Raw genomic sequence first — 15,079 nt, 5'->3', positions numbered from 1 at the left:
TCACGCTTCCTGCAGCCACTGGCCGCGCAGCAACGCCATGTTCAGCGCGCCCGCGTGCCAGGTCCGCCCGGAGGCCAGGTTGCTGACCCACACCTCGGCCGGGGCAAACAGTGCGGGGTCGATCCGGTAGAAGTCGTGATCGTATTCCCTGAAGATCTCGGCGAAGGGCCGGCCATAATCGCGCGAGCCGATAGAAGGCAGCGCCAGTGCCAGCGCGCGCGCGGCATCGTCGCCGGTGTCCACGGTCAGGTGCACGGTGCCGCCGTAGAGGATGGCATCGTTGGTACGGCCCATGGCCTCGCCGGCGTCGGCGCCGGGCGGCGGCAGCGGCGCGGCGGCGCTGCCTTCGACGATGCGATCGAGCGCAAAGCCCAGCACATGCGCCTTGTGCAGCGCCACTTCCAGCACCCGCCCCACGACCTGTGTGGTGCCGGCCAGGCTCGCCGTCGGCGTCAGGATCAGGGTCAGCTGCTCGGGCCGCAGCCCGCAATCGCGCAGGATCTTGGCGACGACGGCCTCGGGCGGGGCGCGGTCGACCTCCAGCACCAGGCAGGCGCCGCCGTTGGCGTTGGCATCGGCGTTGGCATCATCCGCGATGCGGTCGCGATAGCCGAGCTCCGCGAACAACGGCTCCTTGCCGGCGAGCGCGCGCGCCGGGCCGGAGCCCAGCGCGAAGAATTTTTTGCCGCCGGTTTCTTCCTTGCTGGCGGCCAGGCTCCAGCCCGCATACTGGCTCGCCAGGCAGGCCAGCACCGGGGCGCCGCTGCTGACCTCGACCCGCGTGGGCCAGCCGCCATCCGGACCACTCTCGCTGCGATCGCTGCCGTGCCGTAGCTGTACCCGGCCCAGGCCGCCCATGCAGATCTCGGCAATGGCGAGACCCGCCGCGATGCTGCCGCGGGTCTCGACACCCGCGTCGACGATGCGCACGCCCAGCGGCCCGGCGGACACCGCGAGCCGCCATGGCCCGGCCTGCGCGAGCAGGCGCGCGAGCAGTGGCTGGCTAAGCGAATTGACGCTGGGGCTGGGGGCTGCCCCGGCGTTCCTGGTGGCGGGCGTGGTGCTGGGCATGATGAGCCTCGAGTCGGTGGTGGATTTGCGCATGCCGCTGCTGCAGGAGGATGGCGAGGGAGCCTGCGGTCGCGGCTTCGACGAAGACCGTGCAAATGGGGTTGCCGCGGTCGACGGCGGTGCCCGGCGGCGGAATATCGTGGCACCAGCCGGTTCGCATCAGGTCTGCGGCGAGCGCTGTGCCAATGTGGGCCGCGCGCGCGGCGAAGACGGTGTGGAAGCCGCGCAGGGGGCTTGTGCCAGCCGCTGGCAGGGGCGCCGGGAGCGGCGGAGGCAAGATCCCCCGGCACGCCTGCAGATGGGCCTGCACCAGGCCGCCGGCGAAGGCATCGGCGTAAAGCGCCATGGTCGCGGATAGCCGCGGGTTGATTTCGAGCACGGCGATCTCGTCCGCGTCGAGCAGGAAGTCGATGCTGTTCAGCCCGACCAGGCCCGTCTCGCGCACGATGGCGTGGACGATCTCGCCCAGGCGGTTGGCCGTGGCCGGTTTCAGCGCCGTCGGTCCGCTGGCGCCGCAGAAGAGGAACGAGGTGGCTTCGTCGGGCACGTCCGCACTGCCGCATGCGCCGATTTCGCCGGCCGTATGCTGGCGGCTGACGCCCACCATGCGCGCCTCGCTGCCGTTCGCCAGGAACAGCGCGGACATGGACTGGCCCGCTACGCGCTGCTGGTAATACTGCGCCTCGCCGGCGCTGGCGCTGGCGGATGCCTGGTACAGCGGCCGGATATGCCAGCCACCGGTGCCGCCAACGCGCTTGCTCAGCCAGCCCTCGCCGCACGGTGGCGGGTTCAGGCGGGTAGGCGGATGGGCGATGCCAAGTGCATCGAGCAGCCGGAAGAAGCTGGCGGGCTGCTTGACGGTGCGCACGGTTGCGGCGCCATTGCCCAGCAGGGGCACGATGGCGTGCGCTGCCTCGATCAGCCCGGGCTGGTGCTCGAAGCCGCCGCCCGCGATCCATCCCAGCAGCGGGTGGCTGGCGCGCAGGCGCCGCAGCGCGGCCAGCAGGCGCTCCGGGTCGATCGACAGCGCGTCGGGACCGCCCAGCGGCTCCCAATGGCAGGCGGCATGGCGCGTGTCGGTATCGCCGAACACGTCCAGCGCGATCACGGGCAGCCCGGCCTGCGCGGCCGACTCGGCCATCATGCGGGCCGATAGTCCGGCGGCGATGAGCATGGGGGCATTGGGCATGGTCTTGCGTTCCTGTCTCAGGGCAATTCCGCAGCCACCGCGCGCGCCATTGCCATGGCTTCGGGGAAGCCCAGGTAGACCGGCGTGGTCGCTTCGCGCATGGCGAGAAAGAGCCGGTGCTGGACCTGATACTTGATATTGCCGATGGCAAGCGCGCCCACGCCCACCGCGGCCGCTGTGCCGATGCGCTTGCCGTCGTCCATCACCTCAACGCCGGCGATGCCGGCGGGCGGCACCGCGTTCACGTCCGCTGCCACCAGCAGCCTGCCGGCGGCGTCCCGGTCCGCTTCGCTCATGACCTGCACGCCAGCGCTGGCGGTGGCGAACACGATATCGGCTTCGGCCAGTGCGGCGCGCAGCGCTTCTGTGGTGCGGATCAGGATGCCCTGGGTCTGCGCCTGGAAGCGCGCATTGGTTTCCTGGCTGGTGCGCACGGCCTGTTCGTCGTCGACGCGATTCGACAGCCAGACCCGGGCGCCGAGCTGCGAGGCCAGTGCGCCGGCCACGCGCCCGACCGCGCCGCTGCCGCCAAGCACCAGCACCCGCTTGCCGGTGAAGTCGCTGCCATGCGCCTTGCGCAACTGGCGCTCCACCGAGGCCACCAGTGCCGCCGCGGTGGTATAGGAGCCGCTGGGGTCGGCGAAGACCGATACCGCAAAGGGCGGGACCATGGACTGGCGCGCGAGGTCGAGCATGTCGGCAGCCACCATCACGTCGCGGCCGCCGATGAAGATGCCGGTATTGGCCACGCCCTTGGGCCCGCGCGAGAAGATCGCGTCCTGCGTCATCGCGGCGACATTGGCGGGCCCGACTTCTGCATAGGGCACGACGTGGTCAAAGCCGGCGTCGATGGCCATATTGACGTCGAACGGGCTGGCCTGGCGGCCAGGCGTGAACATATGCAGGATGCAGGGGCGTGCCATGGGGATCTCGCTCGGATAGGGTTCGGTGCGGCCTGGCCGCTTCAGTTCGTTTCTGGTTGCTTCTGGTTGCTTCAGGCCGCGCTGCGATGCTGCGCCGGCAGCACGCTGCCGGCGCCATGGTTGGCGCCGCGCACGATGCGCGCCTCCAGGCAGCCCGGCAACAGGCCCGCCGCGCGCGCGCCGGCCACGGCTTGCTCGGCGGCCGCCTGCGACGGCACGATGGCAAAGCCGGTCGGCCCCCACGAACTCTGGCCCACCGCAACCGCATCGCTGCCGGCCTGCCGCGTGACCCAGTCCAGCACGCGCGCAACCGCCGGGCTGCTGTAGACCCCGCCCTGGGCTGGCGCGAAGTAGTTGCCGATGACTTGCTGCAACTGGTTCAGGCCCTGCGCGAACGGGGCGAACTCCTGCTCGGCGGCCGCCGGCAGGATCTGCATCAGCACGCGGTGGCAGAGCTCCGCGGCCAGCGGCCTGGGGAAGGGCGGCAGGGCCTGGATGGCCTCCTTCTCCGCTGCGCCGTGCAGGCCGGTGCGACTGTCGTCCAGCAGCAGCACGATGCGCCAGTCGGACGGGAACCCGAAGCGCGCCGTCAGCGGCGGCACGGTGCCCGCGCCGCGCGGTCCACCGTCCAGCAGCAGGCCGCCATGCTCGAACGCCGCGATGCCCACGCCGGAGCGGCCGCCGCGCTCCAGGATGCGGGCAATCTCCGCGCCGGACCACGGCAACGCGTGGCACTCGGCATAGGCCCGGCCAAGGGCCAGTGCGAGCTGGGTGCCGGAGCCGAAGCCGGCATGCGCGGGCAGCACCTCGTGCAGCCGCAGCGCAAGCGGCCGGCGCATGCCGCTGGCCTGCCGCAGCCGCTCCAGCCAGGCGCTCACGCGCGGCAGTTCCGCTTGCGCGGCAGGGTGGAGCGCGGTGATCCGGTCCTGCGCTGCGGGCGCCAGGTCCAGGACGGTGGCCGGCCCCTCGATCGCGAGGCCGAGGCTGCCGAAGCGCCGGCCCAGCGTGGCGCCGGGGTCGAGAAAGCCCAGGTGCAGCCGGCCGTTGGCGCGGATGCCGATGGCGCCGGCGGGCTGGCTGCGATGCGGTGAGGTGGCAATCTTGTGCATGGTCGATAGCCCGCTAGGTCATGGCAAGGCGCTGGCTTGCGCCTCGCCCTGCAGGTATGCCGGCATGTCATCGGTGGCGCCCGCGTTGCGCGCGGGGGGTTCCGCCTGCGAGACCCTGATGCAGAGCTGGTGCATCTTGCGGTACAGGGTATTGCGGCTGAGCCGCAGCGTGCGGGCCACGGTGCTGACGTTCCAGCGGTGCGTCTCCAGCAGCTCCAGGATGGTCCGGCGCTCGTTGAGCTGGATCGCGTTGAAGCGCGGCAGGTTCTCTTCGTCCGTGCCCGCTGAACATTGCGCGCTGCCGGCCTCGGCGCGCGAATCGGCACGCGCATGGGCGCCCGAATCGGCCGCGCGTGCGCGGCGCGCCCGTGTGCTGCCGTGCACGATTTCCGGGGGTAGTGCCTCCAGGCACAGGCGATCGCCGTCGCACAAGGCGGCGGCGGTGCGCAGCACGTAGCGCAGCTGGCGCAGGTTGCCGGGCCAGTCATAGCGCATCAGGGCCTGCTGGGCTTCGGGCGCTAGCGTGGGCGCGGCGTGGGGGGCCGCTTCCTCGGCCAGGATGGTGCGGATCAAGGCGAGCCGGTCGGTCCGCTCGCGCAGCGGCGGCAGGCGCAGTTCGACCCCGCTCAGCCGGTAGAACAGGTCTTCGCGGAAGCGCCCTTCGCCGACCAGCTCGGCAAGGTTGCGGTGGCTGGCGCTGATGAGCTGGAAATCGACCCGGGTCGCGCTCTCCGAGCCCAGCGGGGTAACCTGGCGTTCTTCCAGCACCCGCAGCAGGCGAGCCTGCAGCGCCAGCGGCATGTCGCCGATCTCGTCGAGAAAGAGCGTGCCGCCGTCGGCCTGCAGGATCTTGCCGCGCCGGCCCTCGCGCTGCGCGCCGGTGAACGCGCCCGCGCGGTAGCCGAACAGCTCGCTCTCGATCAGCGCTTCGGGCAGCGAGGCACAGTTGATGGCCACGAAGGCGCCCTGTGCGGCCGGGCTGGCCGCGTGCAGCGCATTGGCGAAGACGTCCTTGCCGGCGCCGGTTTCGCCGTGCAGCAGGATCGGCACATTGCGCTCGATCACGCGCGTGGCGAGCCGGATCTGCGCCTCCATGCGCGCATCGCCAGCGGCCAGGCGCGACAGCGCATGCTGTGCCGCGGCACGTTGGTGCGAGGCGGGCGCGGCGGGTGCCGCCTGTGCGGGCCGGCCCGCGCCGCGCACGATCGCGCGGACAGGGCGCGGATCACACGCTTGCGGCGGCTGCTGCGCCACCATGAAGAAGCGGTTTGCCGCCTGCGTACGGTAGATCGGCACCGGATGGAAGGACTGGCGTGCGCTGCGCGCCACCAGCTCGTCGAGCGACGTCATGAACAGTTCGTCGATGCGCTTGCCACGCAGCGCCTGCAGCGTATGGAAGCCAAGCTGGTGCAGCGCACTGCGGTTGGCGCCCAGCACCGCACCGTCCTGGTCGACCGCGAGCTTGCCTTCGCCCGGGGTGTAGACCAGCTCCGACTGGCTGTGGAAGCGGATCGGGAAAGCATGGCGAAAGCGCGCATCGAACAACCGGTTCTCGATGTTGCGGCAGGACATGGCCACCAGCACCAGCGAATGCTGCTGCTGCAGCGGCGAGCGGCTGGTGACGTCCAGCACGGCGCACAGCTCGCCGTTCTCGTCGAAGATCGGCGCGGCCGAGCAGGTCAGCGAGGTATAGCGTCGGAAGAAGTGCTCGTCGTGCCGTATTGCCACGGCACTGCCTTCGGCCAGGCAGGTGCCCATGCCGTTGGTGCCGGCCTCGCGTTCGCTCCAGATCGCGCCGACGCGCAGCCCTTCCGGCGCGATCTCGCGCGCGAACGGATCGGAGGCCACCAGGTGCATGATGGCGCCCTCGGCGTCGGTCAGCATCACGGCCATGTCGGCATCGGCCAACTGCTGGTGGAGCGTGCTCATCTCCAGGCGCGCGCAGCCGGCCAGCTCGCCGAAGCGCTCGCTGCGCTCGCGCAATTCAGTCGCGGTCAGCACCGGGGGCGCGGGGCGCAGCTCGGGGTCGAGCCCATAGTCGCGCAGGCAGCGCGTCCAGGAACGTACCACCGCCGCACTGACCTCGCACGCCGCGAGCGGCTGGGCTACGGCCTGGGCGATGCGATGGGCATGCGTGTCCATGGTCCTGTCCATGCACCGGTCCGTGCTCCTGTTCGTGCCCAGAAGCGGCTGGGTCAGGGTCATCATGTCTTCCTCCTGCTGGGCTTGCGCACTGGCTTGGGATGGAGTCTGCGCAACGGGGCCGGGCCCGGGCAATACCCAATAGGCGGTAGCCCGGTCGGGGCCAGGGTTTGCACGGGGTACCGCTACTACCTAGGAGGTAGTGCCAAGGGGAAATTGTTGGGGGGGTAGGTGCCAACCATACTCCGCCAGACACACCGAACCCATGCGGAGACAACCGATGACCCGAGAGTCCATCCTGAACGTACGACACCGCGAGCTTGGCTCGAAGCTGGACGGCGACACCTGGAACGACATGCCGATTCCCTGGCGTTACCAGCGCGATCCGCAGGACGAAGTGGTGGCGGTGCGCACTGCGGCAGGCCTCTATGACATCAGCGGCCTGAACATTGTCAGGGTGTGGGGGCCGGACGCCGCCGCGGTGATCGACAGGATGGTCCCGATCGACGTGCGCCGGCTGCGCCCGGGCACGGCGCGCCTGGCAGCGGTGGTCGACGAGAAGGGCGCCGTCAGCGACGACCTGATGGTGATCTGCGACGGCGAGAACCAGTACCGCCTGTCGCACGGCAGCGGTGACACGCAGCAGAAGCTGGCCGCGCTCTCGCAAGGCCGCGACATGCAGTGGGAGCAGGACTTCGACGTCCATATGCTCTCGCTGCAAGGGCCGCGCTCGGCTGCGATCCTGAAGGCGCATATCGGCATCGACCTGGCCACGCTGCCTTACTTCGCCCACCGCGAAACCACGCTGTTCGGCCGCAAGATCGTGATTTCCCGCGGCGGCTACTCGGGCGAGGAGGGTTTCGAGATCTCCTGCGCAGCGGCGGATGCCGTGGCGCTTTGGGACGCCATCCTCGAAGCGGGCAAGCCGCAGGGGCTGATTCCGTGCTCCTGGGATTCGCTGGAACTGGCGCGGATCGAGGCGGCGCTGCTGTTCTACCCCTTCGACATGCCCGAGGGCGACACCACGCCGTGGGAGGTCAACCTCGGCTGGGCCATCGATTCCGACAAGGCCGGCGACTACGTGGGCAAGGCAGCGCTGCTGGCGGCCCGGGGCAAGGAGCGCTTTTCCCAGGCCGGCGTGGCGGTGCGGCTCGATCGCGCGGTCGAGGCCGGGGCCAGGATCTTCGTCGACGGCAAGGAAGCGGGCGTCGTCACCAGCGCCACCTTCAGCCGCTACCTGATGCAGTCGCTGGCGCTGGTGCACCTGAAGCCGGCGTACAAGGCACTGGGCACCAGGGTCGAGATCCGCGACAGCACGGGCGCACATGTGGCCACCGTGACCAAGACGCCGTTCTACGATCCGCAGCGCCTGCGCACGCAGATCAAGGCGGCCTGAACGGCCCCGGGGCGAAGGAGCTTGCCATGCTGGTGACAGGGATCAAGAGCATGCCGGTGTACCGCGCACTGCAGTTCGACCGCAGCGGGCACACGCACCTGGCGGTGGCGTGCGGGGCGGGCGCAGAGGCCCTGCTGCGCCTGGCCGCGCAGGCCAGCCGGGCGGGCTCCGCGGCGCCGGCATGCGAGCTGCTGTACGCCCCCGCGGCCAGCGCCGACCTTGCCGAAGGCGTGCGCGCGGCCTGGCCCGGCGCCACCATCGCCGCTTCCGGGCACGCATTGCTCGCGGCGCTGGCGCAGGCCCTGGCGCGCCAGCCGATGGGGCTGCGCTTCTACGCCGCCGGCGACGAGGACTTCCTTGCCCAGGCGAGCCGGAGCGCCGAGCAGCATGGGCTCGATCCCGACGAGATGCAATGCGAGCACGTGGCCCCGGCCGCGGCGCGCCGTGTGTACTGCATCCATTGCCACACCTGCAACGCGGCGGTGAGCGGCAGCCTGGCGCCTTGCGCGGGCTGTGGCCGCACGCTGCTGGTGCGGGATCACTATTCGCGCCGGCTCGCCGCCTTCATGGGTGTGATGGCCGACGCGGAAACCCCGGGGGCAGCATGAAACCGCAGGAATCCATTCCGGTGCGCGTGGCAGAGATCGAGCCGGTGACGCCGCTGATCAAGCGCTTCACCCTGCAGCATGCCGACGGCGGCGCGCTGCCGCGCTTCTCCGGCGGCAGCCATATCGTGGTGGAGATGCAAGGCCACGACCGGCTGCACCGCAATCCGTACTCGCTGATGAGTTCGCCCTGGGACGGTGACCACTACCAGATCGGTGTGCGCCGCGTGGACGAAGGGCGCGGCGGCTCGCGCCACATGCATGAACGGGTCACGGTCGGCTCGGTGCTGCGCGTGTCCGCGCCGGTCAATCTCTTTCCGCTGCTCAAGACCCGGCGCAAGCACATCCTGATCGCGGGCGGCATCGGCATCACGCCATTCTTTTCGCACCTGGCGGAGCTGGAGCGGCTCGATGCGGCCTACGAGCTGCACTACGCCGTGCGCAGCCAGGAACATGCCGGCTTCGCAGTCGAGCTGCAGCGGATCGCCGGCAGCAAGCTGCATCTCTACGTGGAAGAGGGCGGCAATCAGCTCGACTTCGCCACGGTGCTGGCGGGGCAGCCGCTCGGCACCGATGTCTACGTGTGCGGGCCGGCCGGCATGATCGACGCCGTGCGCCAGGCGGCGCGCGCGGCGGGGTGGTCGGACGGCCACGTGCATTGGGAGCAGTTTCTCGCGCCGCAGCCCGGCGTCCCGTTCGAGGCGGTGCTGGCGCGCAGCGGCATCACCGTGCAGGTCGGCAGCGAGGTCAGCCTGCTGGAAGCCATCGAGGCGGCCGGCGTCAGGGCGCCTTACCTGTGCCGCGGCGGTGCCTGCGGGCAGTGCGAACTCGAGGTGCTGGAGACCGACGGCGAACTGCTGCATCGCGATCACTATCTCTGCGCCGAGGAACGGGCGGGCGGACGCAAGCTCATGCCCTGCGTCTCGCGGGCGCGCTGCCAGCGCGTGGTGCTGGCCATCTAGGAGGCGAGGAAGCGCGATGGAAACCATCTTCAAGCAGGACGAGACCTATCGCGGCGATTTCGTCTATAGCAACAGTCCCGCTGCGATCCGGCGCTTTCCGTTTCCGTTTGCCGAAGACCGGTACATGTACTCGGTCAATATCGAGCCCCACACCGCGGGGCCCGCCGGTAGCGTCACCGAGCATCCCTTCGACATCGACGAGCATTACCTCGGCGAATGCCGCGAGCGCGCGCTGGTGCTGGCGCAGGACCCCGGCCGCTGCATGGCGCTGCCGCACATGATGGAAGCGCAATGGGACACGCTGGAGCTGATGATGACCTCGCTGGCGGCCAGCCATCCCGGCCATTTCCAGTTGCGACGCGACGGCGCGCACTGGACCTGGGAGAACCGCCTGCTCGGCCTGGAACAGCGCTTCGTCTTCGGCGACACCGCCTCGCTGCCGCAGCCGCCGCTGGAGTACATCCTGCGCCAGGTGCAGGGCGACTGGGTGCTGATGGACCAGCGCCAGGACAACCTGTTCATGGATGCCGGCATGGTCACCACGCAGGCCGACTGGTCGCTGGACTTTGACCTGGGCATGAGCTTCACCGAATGGCACGGGCCGGTGCCGCTGGCGCACGAGCTCGGCATCTTCGACCGCGCCCTCAAATACCTGCTGCACCTGCGGGTGGGCGGGCCAGTGCGCCGCCTGAACTGGACCATGACCATCCATCCGCGCCTGGATACATCGCCGGAGCGCTATTGCGACTGGGGCGCCGAGCGGGCCGCCGTCACCCGCGAAAACGCCGGCGAGCTGGTTCACCTGCGCGTGGAGCTGCAGACCTTGTTCCGCCTGCCGCGCAGCAATGCCATCGGCTTCGGCGTGCGTTGTTACCTGATCAGCCTGCAGGAGCTTGCCACGGTGCCCAAATGGGCGGCGCGGCTGCACCGCGTGCTGCGCACCTTGCCTGGCGAACTGGTCGACTACAAGGGGATCACCCGCTACCGCCAGGCGGCGATCGACTGGCTGGCGCCATTCGACGACGCCCGCATGCTCAGCGAAGGCACGGCGCCGGATTAGCGCAGCGCAGCCAGAGAACAACAACAGACGTCCCGATTCGATTCAAGGCGGAGCTCGCGCTCCGCGTTGCCTGCGACGCCCGAGAGCGATCGCCCCACAAACCGGCTGGAGACCATCAATGGCCCGCGACCCACGCTACGACATCCTGTTTGAACCGATCCAGATCGGCCCCAAGACACTGCGCAACCGCTTCTACCAGGTTCCGCATTGCATCGGCGCAGGCTCCACGCTGCCCGGATTCCAGGCGGCCCATCGCTCGATGAAGGCGGAAGGGGGCTGGGCAGCCCTCAATACGGAATACTGTTCGATCCACCCGGAATCGGATGACACGCACCGGATGTCCGCGCGGATCTGGGACGAGGGCGATGTGCGCAACCTGCGCGCGATGACCGACGAGGTCCACAAGTACGGCGCACTGGCCGGCATCGAGATGTGGTACGGCGGCGCCCACGCGCCCTGCATGGAAAGCCGGGCCACGCCGCGCGGCCCGAGCCAGTACGCCTCGGAGTTCGAGACCCTGACCTACTGCAAGGAGATGGACCTGCGCGACATCGCCCAGGTGCAGCAGTACTACGTCGATGCGGCCTACCGCGCGCGCGATGCCGGCTTCGACATCGTCTACGTGTACGGGGCGCACTCCTACCTGCCGCTGCAGTTCCTCTCTCCCTACTACAACAAGCGCACCGACAAGTACGGCGGCTCGCTGGAGAACCGCGCGCGCTTCTGGCTCGAAACGCTGGAGAAGGTGCGCCGCGCCGTGGGCGACGACTGCGCCATCGCCACGCGCTTCGCGGTGGATTCGCTGTACGGCGTGGCTGGCATCGAGGTGGAGCAGGACGGCATGAAGTTCGTCGAGATGGCCGACCACCTGCTAGACCTGTGGGACGTGGACGTGGGCGACATCGCCGAGTGGGGCGAGGACGCCGGTCCCTCGCGCTTCAACCTGCAGGGCCACCAGATTCCCTGGACCCGCTTTATCAAGCAGGTGTCGAAGAAGCCGGTGCTGGGCGTGGGCCGCTTCACCGATCCGGAAAAGATGACCGAGATCGTGACCAAGGGCATTGCCGACATCATCGGCGCAGCGCGTCCGTCCATCGCCGACCCCTTCCTGCCGAAGAAGATTGAGGAAGGCCGCATCGACGACATCCGCGTCTGCATCGGCTGCAATGTCTGCATCTCGCGCTGGGAAATCGGCGGCCCGCCGATGATCTGCACGCAGAACGCCACCGCCGGCGAGGAGTACCGCCGCGGCTGGCACCCCGAGAGGTTCGCGCGCGCCAAGTCCGACGATTCCGTGCTGGTGGTGGGCGCGGGCCCCGCCGGCTCGGAATGCGCGCGCGTGCTGATGGAGCGCGGGCACACCGTGCACCTGGTCGACACTGCGGAGAAGATCGGCGGCCACCTGAACCAGATCATCACGCTGCCCGGACTGGGCGAATGGGGCTACCACCGCGATTACCGCGAGACGCAGATCGCCAAGCTGCTCAAAAAGAACAAGCAGAGCCAGCTCGCGCTGGGCCAGAAGCCGCTGAGCGCCAACGCCATTCTTGAATACGGTGCCGAGAAGGTGGTCATCGCTACCGGTTCGCACTGGGTGACCGACGGCACCAACTGCCTGACCCACGACCCCATCCCGGGTGCCGACGCCTCGCGCGACGACCAGTTGACGCCGGAGCAGGTGATCGCCGGCAAGAAGGCGATCGGCAAGCGCGTGGTCATCCTCAACGCGGACACTTACTTCATGGCGCCGAGCCTGGCCGAGAAGCTGGCGACTGCCGGCCACGAGGTGACCATCGTCAGCGGTGTGCACCTCGCCAACTACATGCACTTCACGCTGGAGTATCCGAACATGATGCGGCGCCTGCACGAATTGGGCGTCAACGAGATGGGCGACCATTTCGCCAGCCGCATCGAGCCGGGCCGCATCGAGATCTACAACATCTGGGGCGACGGCTCGCGCCGCACGTACCGCGGACCCGGCAAGTCCCCGCGGGACGAGAACAAGACCCATCGCTGGCTGGAGTTCGACTCGCTGGTGCTGGTGACCGGCCGCCGCTCCAACGACGGCCTGTACCGGCAGCTGAAGGCGGCGCAGGACCGCTGGGCCAGCGTGGGCATCAAGGAGGTCTACCTGATCGGCGATGCCGAGGCGCCGCGGCTGATTGCCGACGCCACCTTCGGCGGCCAGCGGCTGGCGCGCGAGATCGAGGAAGCCGACGCGCAGATCCCGCTGCCTTACCGCCGCGAAGTGCCGGTCTGGGGCGTGCCGCACAAGAAGGAAGGCACCTTCGAGATCATCTACAAGGTGTGATCCGCGGGGGGAGGGCCAGGCAGGCTGTGCCTGGCCCTCCTCGTCGCGACGCGCCCCGCCGCTCCTCCACGCATCGACCCAGACGGAAGCCGCCATGTTCGCCGCAGACAAGTTCGACCCGCTCCAGATCACCCGGGTCCTGTTTGAAGGATTCTCGTCCCACGCCATCGTGCTGTTCTACCTGGTGGGCTTCGGCGCCATCGGCGTGTTCTGCTGGGGCACCTATGTGCAGGTGCGCAAGTACCGGCGTGGCCAGCCCCTGGGCGCGCCGCTCGATCTGTTCAAGCGCTTCCTGCAGATGTGCCGCACGGTAGCGAGCCATCGCACTATCGCCAGGCGCGATCCCGCCGCCGGGCGCGCGCACCGGCTTATCTTCTATGGTTTCGCGCTGCTCTTCATCGGCACCGCAACCATTACGCTCGACTACGACATCACGGCCAAGCTGTTCGGCATCAGCTTCTGGCACGGGAATTTCTATCTGTGGTTCTCGCTGGTACTGGATTGCGCCGGCGTGGCCATGATCGGCGGTCTCGTCTACATGATGGTCCGGCGCGGCTGGATCAAGCCGCCCAAGCTGGACTACACGCGCCCCGACCGCAAGCCCGGCGAGCCCGGCTACGACCGCAGCGGCTACCGCCGCGAGGACTGGGCCTTCCTGTGGACACTGATCGTCATCGGCGCGACCGGCTACGTGCTGGAGGCCGCCCGCCTGGTCTGGCTGCAGCAGCGGCCGGAGGTATGGGAGTTGCGGTGGTGGTCGCCGTTCGGCGCGGCGCTGGCCGAAGGCCTGCGCGCTGCCGGGCTGAGCGCCGCCGCGGCGGGGCTGCTGCGCACCGGCCTGTGGTGGTTCCACGGTTTGCTGGCGCTGACCCTGATCGCGCTGATTCCCTTCACGAAGGTCAAGCACATCTTCACCGCGGCCGGCTCGCTGATGTTGCGCGATCCGCTGGCCGCGCAGCGCCTGCCGCGCCAGGCCGCCACCGGCGACAAGGTGGGCTATACGACCATCACCGACTTTACCTGGAAGCATCTGCTCAACCTCGATGCCTGCACCAAGTGCGGCCGCTGCCATGAAGCCTGCCCGGCGCGCGCCGCAGGGGCGCCGCTGTCGCCGCGCGACGTGATCCTCTCGCTGCGCGAGTTCGCCAACGATGCCCTGCAGAAGAACACCTTGCCGGAGCAGGTCAAGCTGAGCCCGCACGGCAAGGATGGCGGCCAGGTGTTCATGGAGACCCTGTGGTCGTGCCGCACCTGCATGGCCTGCGTGGAGATCTGCCCGGTGGCGGTGGAGCATGTACCCATCATCGTGCAGATGCGCCGCAAGCTGGTGGAAGAGGGCGAGATGGAGCCGCAGCTGCAGAAGACCTTGCAGACCATCCACAAGACTGGCAATTCCTTCGGGGAATCCAAGCGCAAGCGCGCGGCCTGGACCAAGGCGCTGCCGTTCCAGATCAAGGATGCGCGCAAGGAGCCGGTGGACGTGCTGTGGTTCGTGGGCGACTACGCCTCGTTCGATCCGCGCAACCAGAAGGTCAGCCAGGCCTTCGCCACCCTGCTGCACGAGGCCGGCGTCAATTTCGGCCTGCTGTTCGAAGGGGAATCGAATGCCGGCAACGACGTGCGCCGCGTGGGCGAGGAAGGGCTCTACGAACTGCTGGCCGAAACCAATATCGCCACGCTGGGCACCGCGCAGTTCCAGCGCATCGTGACCACGGACCCGCATTCCTACAACACCATCCGCAACGAGTATCCGGACTTCGGCGGCAACTATGAGATCGAGCACTACACCAGCTTCGTGCAGCGCATGCTGGAGCAGGGCCAGCTCAAGGTGCGCCAGCCGCAGCATTTGCGCGTGACCCTGCACGATCCCTGCCACCTGGGCCGTTTCAACAAGGGCTACGGCGGCCCGCGCGAAATCCTGAAGCGCATCGGCTGCGAACTGGTGGAGATGCCACGCCATGGCGACAACTCCTTCTGTTGCGGCGCCGGCGGCGGGCGCATCTGGATGCCGGATCCGGTCGGCGCCGAGAAGCCGTCCCAGCTGCGCATGCGTGAGGCGGCGGGCATCGACGGGCTGGAAGTCTTCGTGGTTTGCTGCCCCAAAGACCTGACCATGTTCGAGGACGCGCTCAAGACCAGCGGCTATGAGGGCAAGTTCGTGGTGCGAGAACTGATCGAGATGATCCGCGACGCGCTGGCCGAGCCCATCACGCTGGAAGCCGAGGTTGCCGGTGCAGGTGCCGGTGCAGCCGCCCTGCGTGCTGGCGGGTCCGCCAGCCCGCAGGGCGGCCTGGTGGAAGCCTGAGGCGCG

At 69.1% G+C, this 15,079-nt stretch carries 11 protein-coding genes; 6 read left to right on the top strand and 5 right to left on the bottom strand.

Annotated features, from left to right (window positions below; all coding sequences use genetic code 11):
- From mch to ACAD63_RS33910, 5 genes are all read right to left on the bottom strand, one after another.
- A complete protein-coding gene (gene mch, locus ACAD63_RS33930) occupies window positions 1–1,071 on the bottom strand; it encodes a methenyltetrahydromethanopterin cyclohydrolase (RefSeq protein WP_135706850.1) in 1,071 nt (356 codons plus the stop codon).
- Window positions 1,004–2,260, bottom strand: coding sequence for an ATP-grasp domain-containing protein (locus ACAD63_RS33925; protein ID WP_135706849.1), 1,257 nt, complete (start codon window positions 2,258–2,260; stop codon window positions 1,004–1,006). Before ACAD63_RS33925 ends, mch begins: the two co-directional genes overlap by 68 nt.
- 17 nt (window positions 2,261–2,277) lie before the next feature.
- Complete coding sequence (locus ACAD63_RS33920; RefSeq protein ID WP_135706848.1) at window positions 2,278–3,183, bottom strand: NAD(P)-dependent methylenetetrahydromethanopterin dehydrogenase; 906 nt, start codon at window positions 3,181–3,183, stop codon at window positions 2,278–2,280.
- 71 nt (window positions 3,184–3,254) lie between these two features.
- Window positions 3,255–4,292 carry a beta-ribofuranosylaminobenzene 5'-phosphate synthase family protein gene (locus ACAD63_RS33915; RefSeq protein WP_135706847.1) on the bottom strand — a complete coding sequence of 346 codons (1,038 nt, stop codon included), beginning with the start codon at window positions 4,290–4,292 and terminating at the stop codon, window positions 3,255–3,257.
- 18 nt (window positions 4,293–4,310) lie between these two features.
- Window positions 4,311–6,434: a sigma-54-dependent Fis family transcriptional regulator gene (locus ACAD63_RS33910; protein ID WP_434035053.1), complete on the bottom strand. Its 2,124-nt coding sequence runs from the start codon at window positions 6,432–6,434 to the stop codon at window positions 4,311–4,313.
- A gap of 280 nt (window positions 6,435–6,714) precedes the next feature.
- Here ACAD63_RS33910 and ACAD63_RS33905 point away from each other — a divergent pair, with 280 nt between their 5' ends.
- The 6 genes from ACAD63_RS33905 to ACAD63_RS33880 all read left to right on the top strand — a co-directional run bounded on the left by ACAD63_RS33905 (window position 6,715) and on the right by ACAD63_RS33880 (window position 15,073).
- Window positions 6,715–7,830: an aminomethyltransferase family protein gene (locus ACAD63_RS33905; protein ID WP_434035052.1), complete on the top strand. Its 1,116-nt coding sequence runs from the start codon at window positions 6,715–6,717 to the stop codon at window positions 7,828–7,830.
- 26 nt (window positions 7,831–7,856) lie between these two features.
- Complete coding sequence (locus ACAD63_RS33900; protein WP_195428689.1) at window positions 7,857–8,438, top strand: dimethylamine monooxygenase subunit DmmA family protein; 582 nt, start codon at window positions 7,857–7,859, stop codon at window positions 8,436–8,438.
- On the top strand, window positions 8,435–9,397 hold the full coding sequence (locus tag ACAD63_RS33895) for a PDR/VanB family oxidoreductase (protein ID WP_434035051.1): 963 nt from the start codon (window positions 8,435–8,437) through the stop codon (window positions 9,395–9,397). Before ACAD63_RS33900 ends, ACAD63_RS33895 begins: the two co-directional genes overlap by 4 nt.
- A 16-nt stretch (window positions 9,398–9,413) precedes the next feature.
- A complete protein-coding gene (locus ACAD63_RS33890; protein ID WP_434035050.1) occupies window positions 9,414–10,457 on the top strand; it encodes a heme-dependent oxidative N-demethylase family protein in 1,044 nt (347 codons plus the stop codon).
- A 118-nt stretch (window positions 10,458–10,575) separates the two neighbouring features.
- A complete protein-coding gene (locus ACAD63_RS33885) occupies window positions 10,576–12,768 on the top strand; it encodes an FAD-dependent oxidoreductase (RefSeq protein ID WP_195428685.1) in 2,193 nt (730 codons plus the stop codon).
- Between the two features lie 94 nt (window positions 12,769–12,862).
- Complete coding sequence (locus ACAD63_RS33880) at window positions 12,863–15,073, top strand: heterodisulfide reductase-related iron-sulfur binding cluster (protein ID WP_434035049.1); 2,211 nt, start codon at window positions 12,863–12,865, stop codon at window positions 15,071–15,073.
- The last annotated feature ends 6 nt before the right edge of the window (window positions 15,074–15,079 follow it).

Source organism: Cupriavidus sp. a3 (assembly GCF_051015765.1).
GTDB lineage: Bacteria > Pseudomonadota > Gammaproteobacteria > Burkholderiales > Burkholderiaceae > Cupriavidus > Cupriavidus oxalaticus_A.
Note: the sequence above shows the minus strand (reverse complement) of the source record. Positions and strands in the feature narration are given on the sequence as shown.

Excerpts from the sequence above, each read along its gene's own strand:
- ACAD63_RS33920 (WP_135706848.1), bottom strand. The coding sequence starts at position 3,183 with ATGGCACGCCCCTGCATCCTGCATATGTTCACGCCTGGCCGCCAGGCC.
- ACAD63_RS33915 (WP_135706847.1), bottom strand. The coding sequence starts at position 4,292 with ATGCACAAGATTGCCACCTCACCGCATCGCAGCCAGCCCGCCGGCGCC.
- mch (WP_135706850.1), bottom strand. The coding sequence starts at position 1,071 with ATGCCCAGCACCACGCCCGCCACCAGGAACGCCGGGGCAGCCCCCAGC.
- ACAD63_RS33885 (WP_195428685.1), top strand. The coding sequence starts at position 10,576 with ATGGCCCGCGACCCACGCTACGACATCCTGTTTGAACCGATCCAGATC.
- ACAD63_RS33890 (WP_434035050.1), top strand. The coding sequence starts at position 9,414 with ATGGAAACCATCTTCAAGCAGGACGAGACCTATCGCGGCGATTTCGTC.
- ACAD63_RS33895 (WP_434035051.1), top strand. The coding sequence starts at position 8,435 with ATGAAACCGCAGGAATCCATTCCGGTGCGCGTGGCAGAGATCGAGCCG.
- ACAD63_RS33880 (WP_434035049.1), top strand. The coding sequence starts at position 12,863 with ATGTTCGCCGCAGACAAGTTCGACCCGCTCCAGATCACCCGGGTCCTG.
- ACAD63_RS33910 (WP_434035053.1), bottom strand. The coding sequence starts at position 6,434 with ATGGACACGCATGCCCATCGCATCGCCCAGGCCGTAGCCCAGCCGCTC.
- ACAD63_RS33900 (WP_195428689.1), top strand. The coding sequence starts at position 7,857 with ATGCTGGTGACAGGGATCAAGAGCATGCCGGTGTACCGCGCACTGCAG.
- ACAD63_RS33925 (WP_135706849.1), bottom strand. The coding sequence starts at position 2,260 with ATGCCCAATGCCCCCATGCTCATCGCCGCCGGACTATCGGCCCGCATG.
- ACAD63_RS33905 (WP_434035052.1), top strand. The coding sequence starts at position 6,715 with ATGACCCGAGAGTCCATCCTGAACGTACGACACCGCGAGCTTGGCTCG.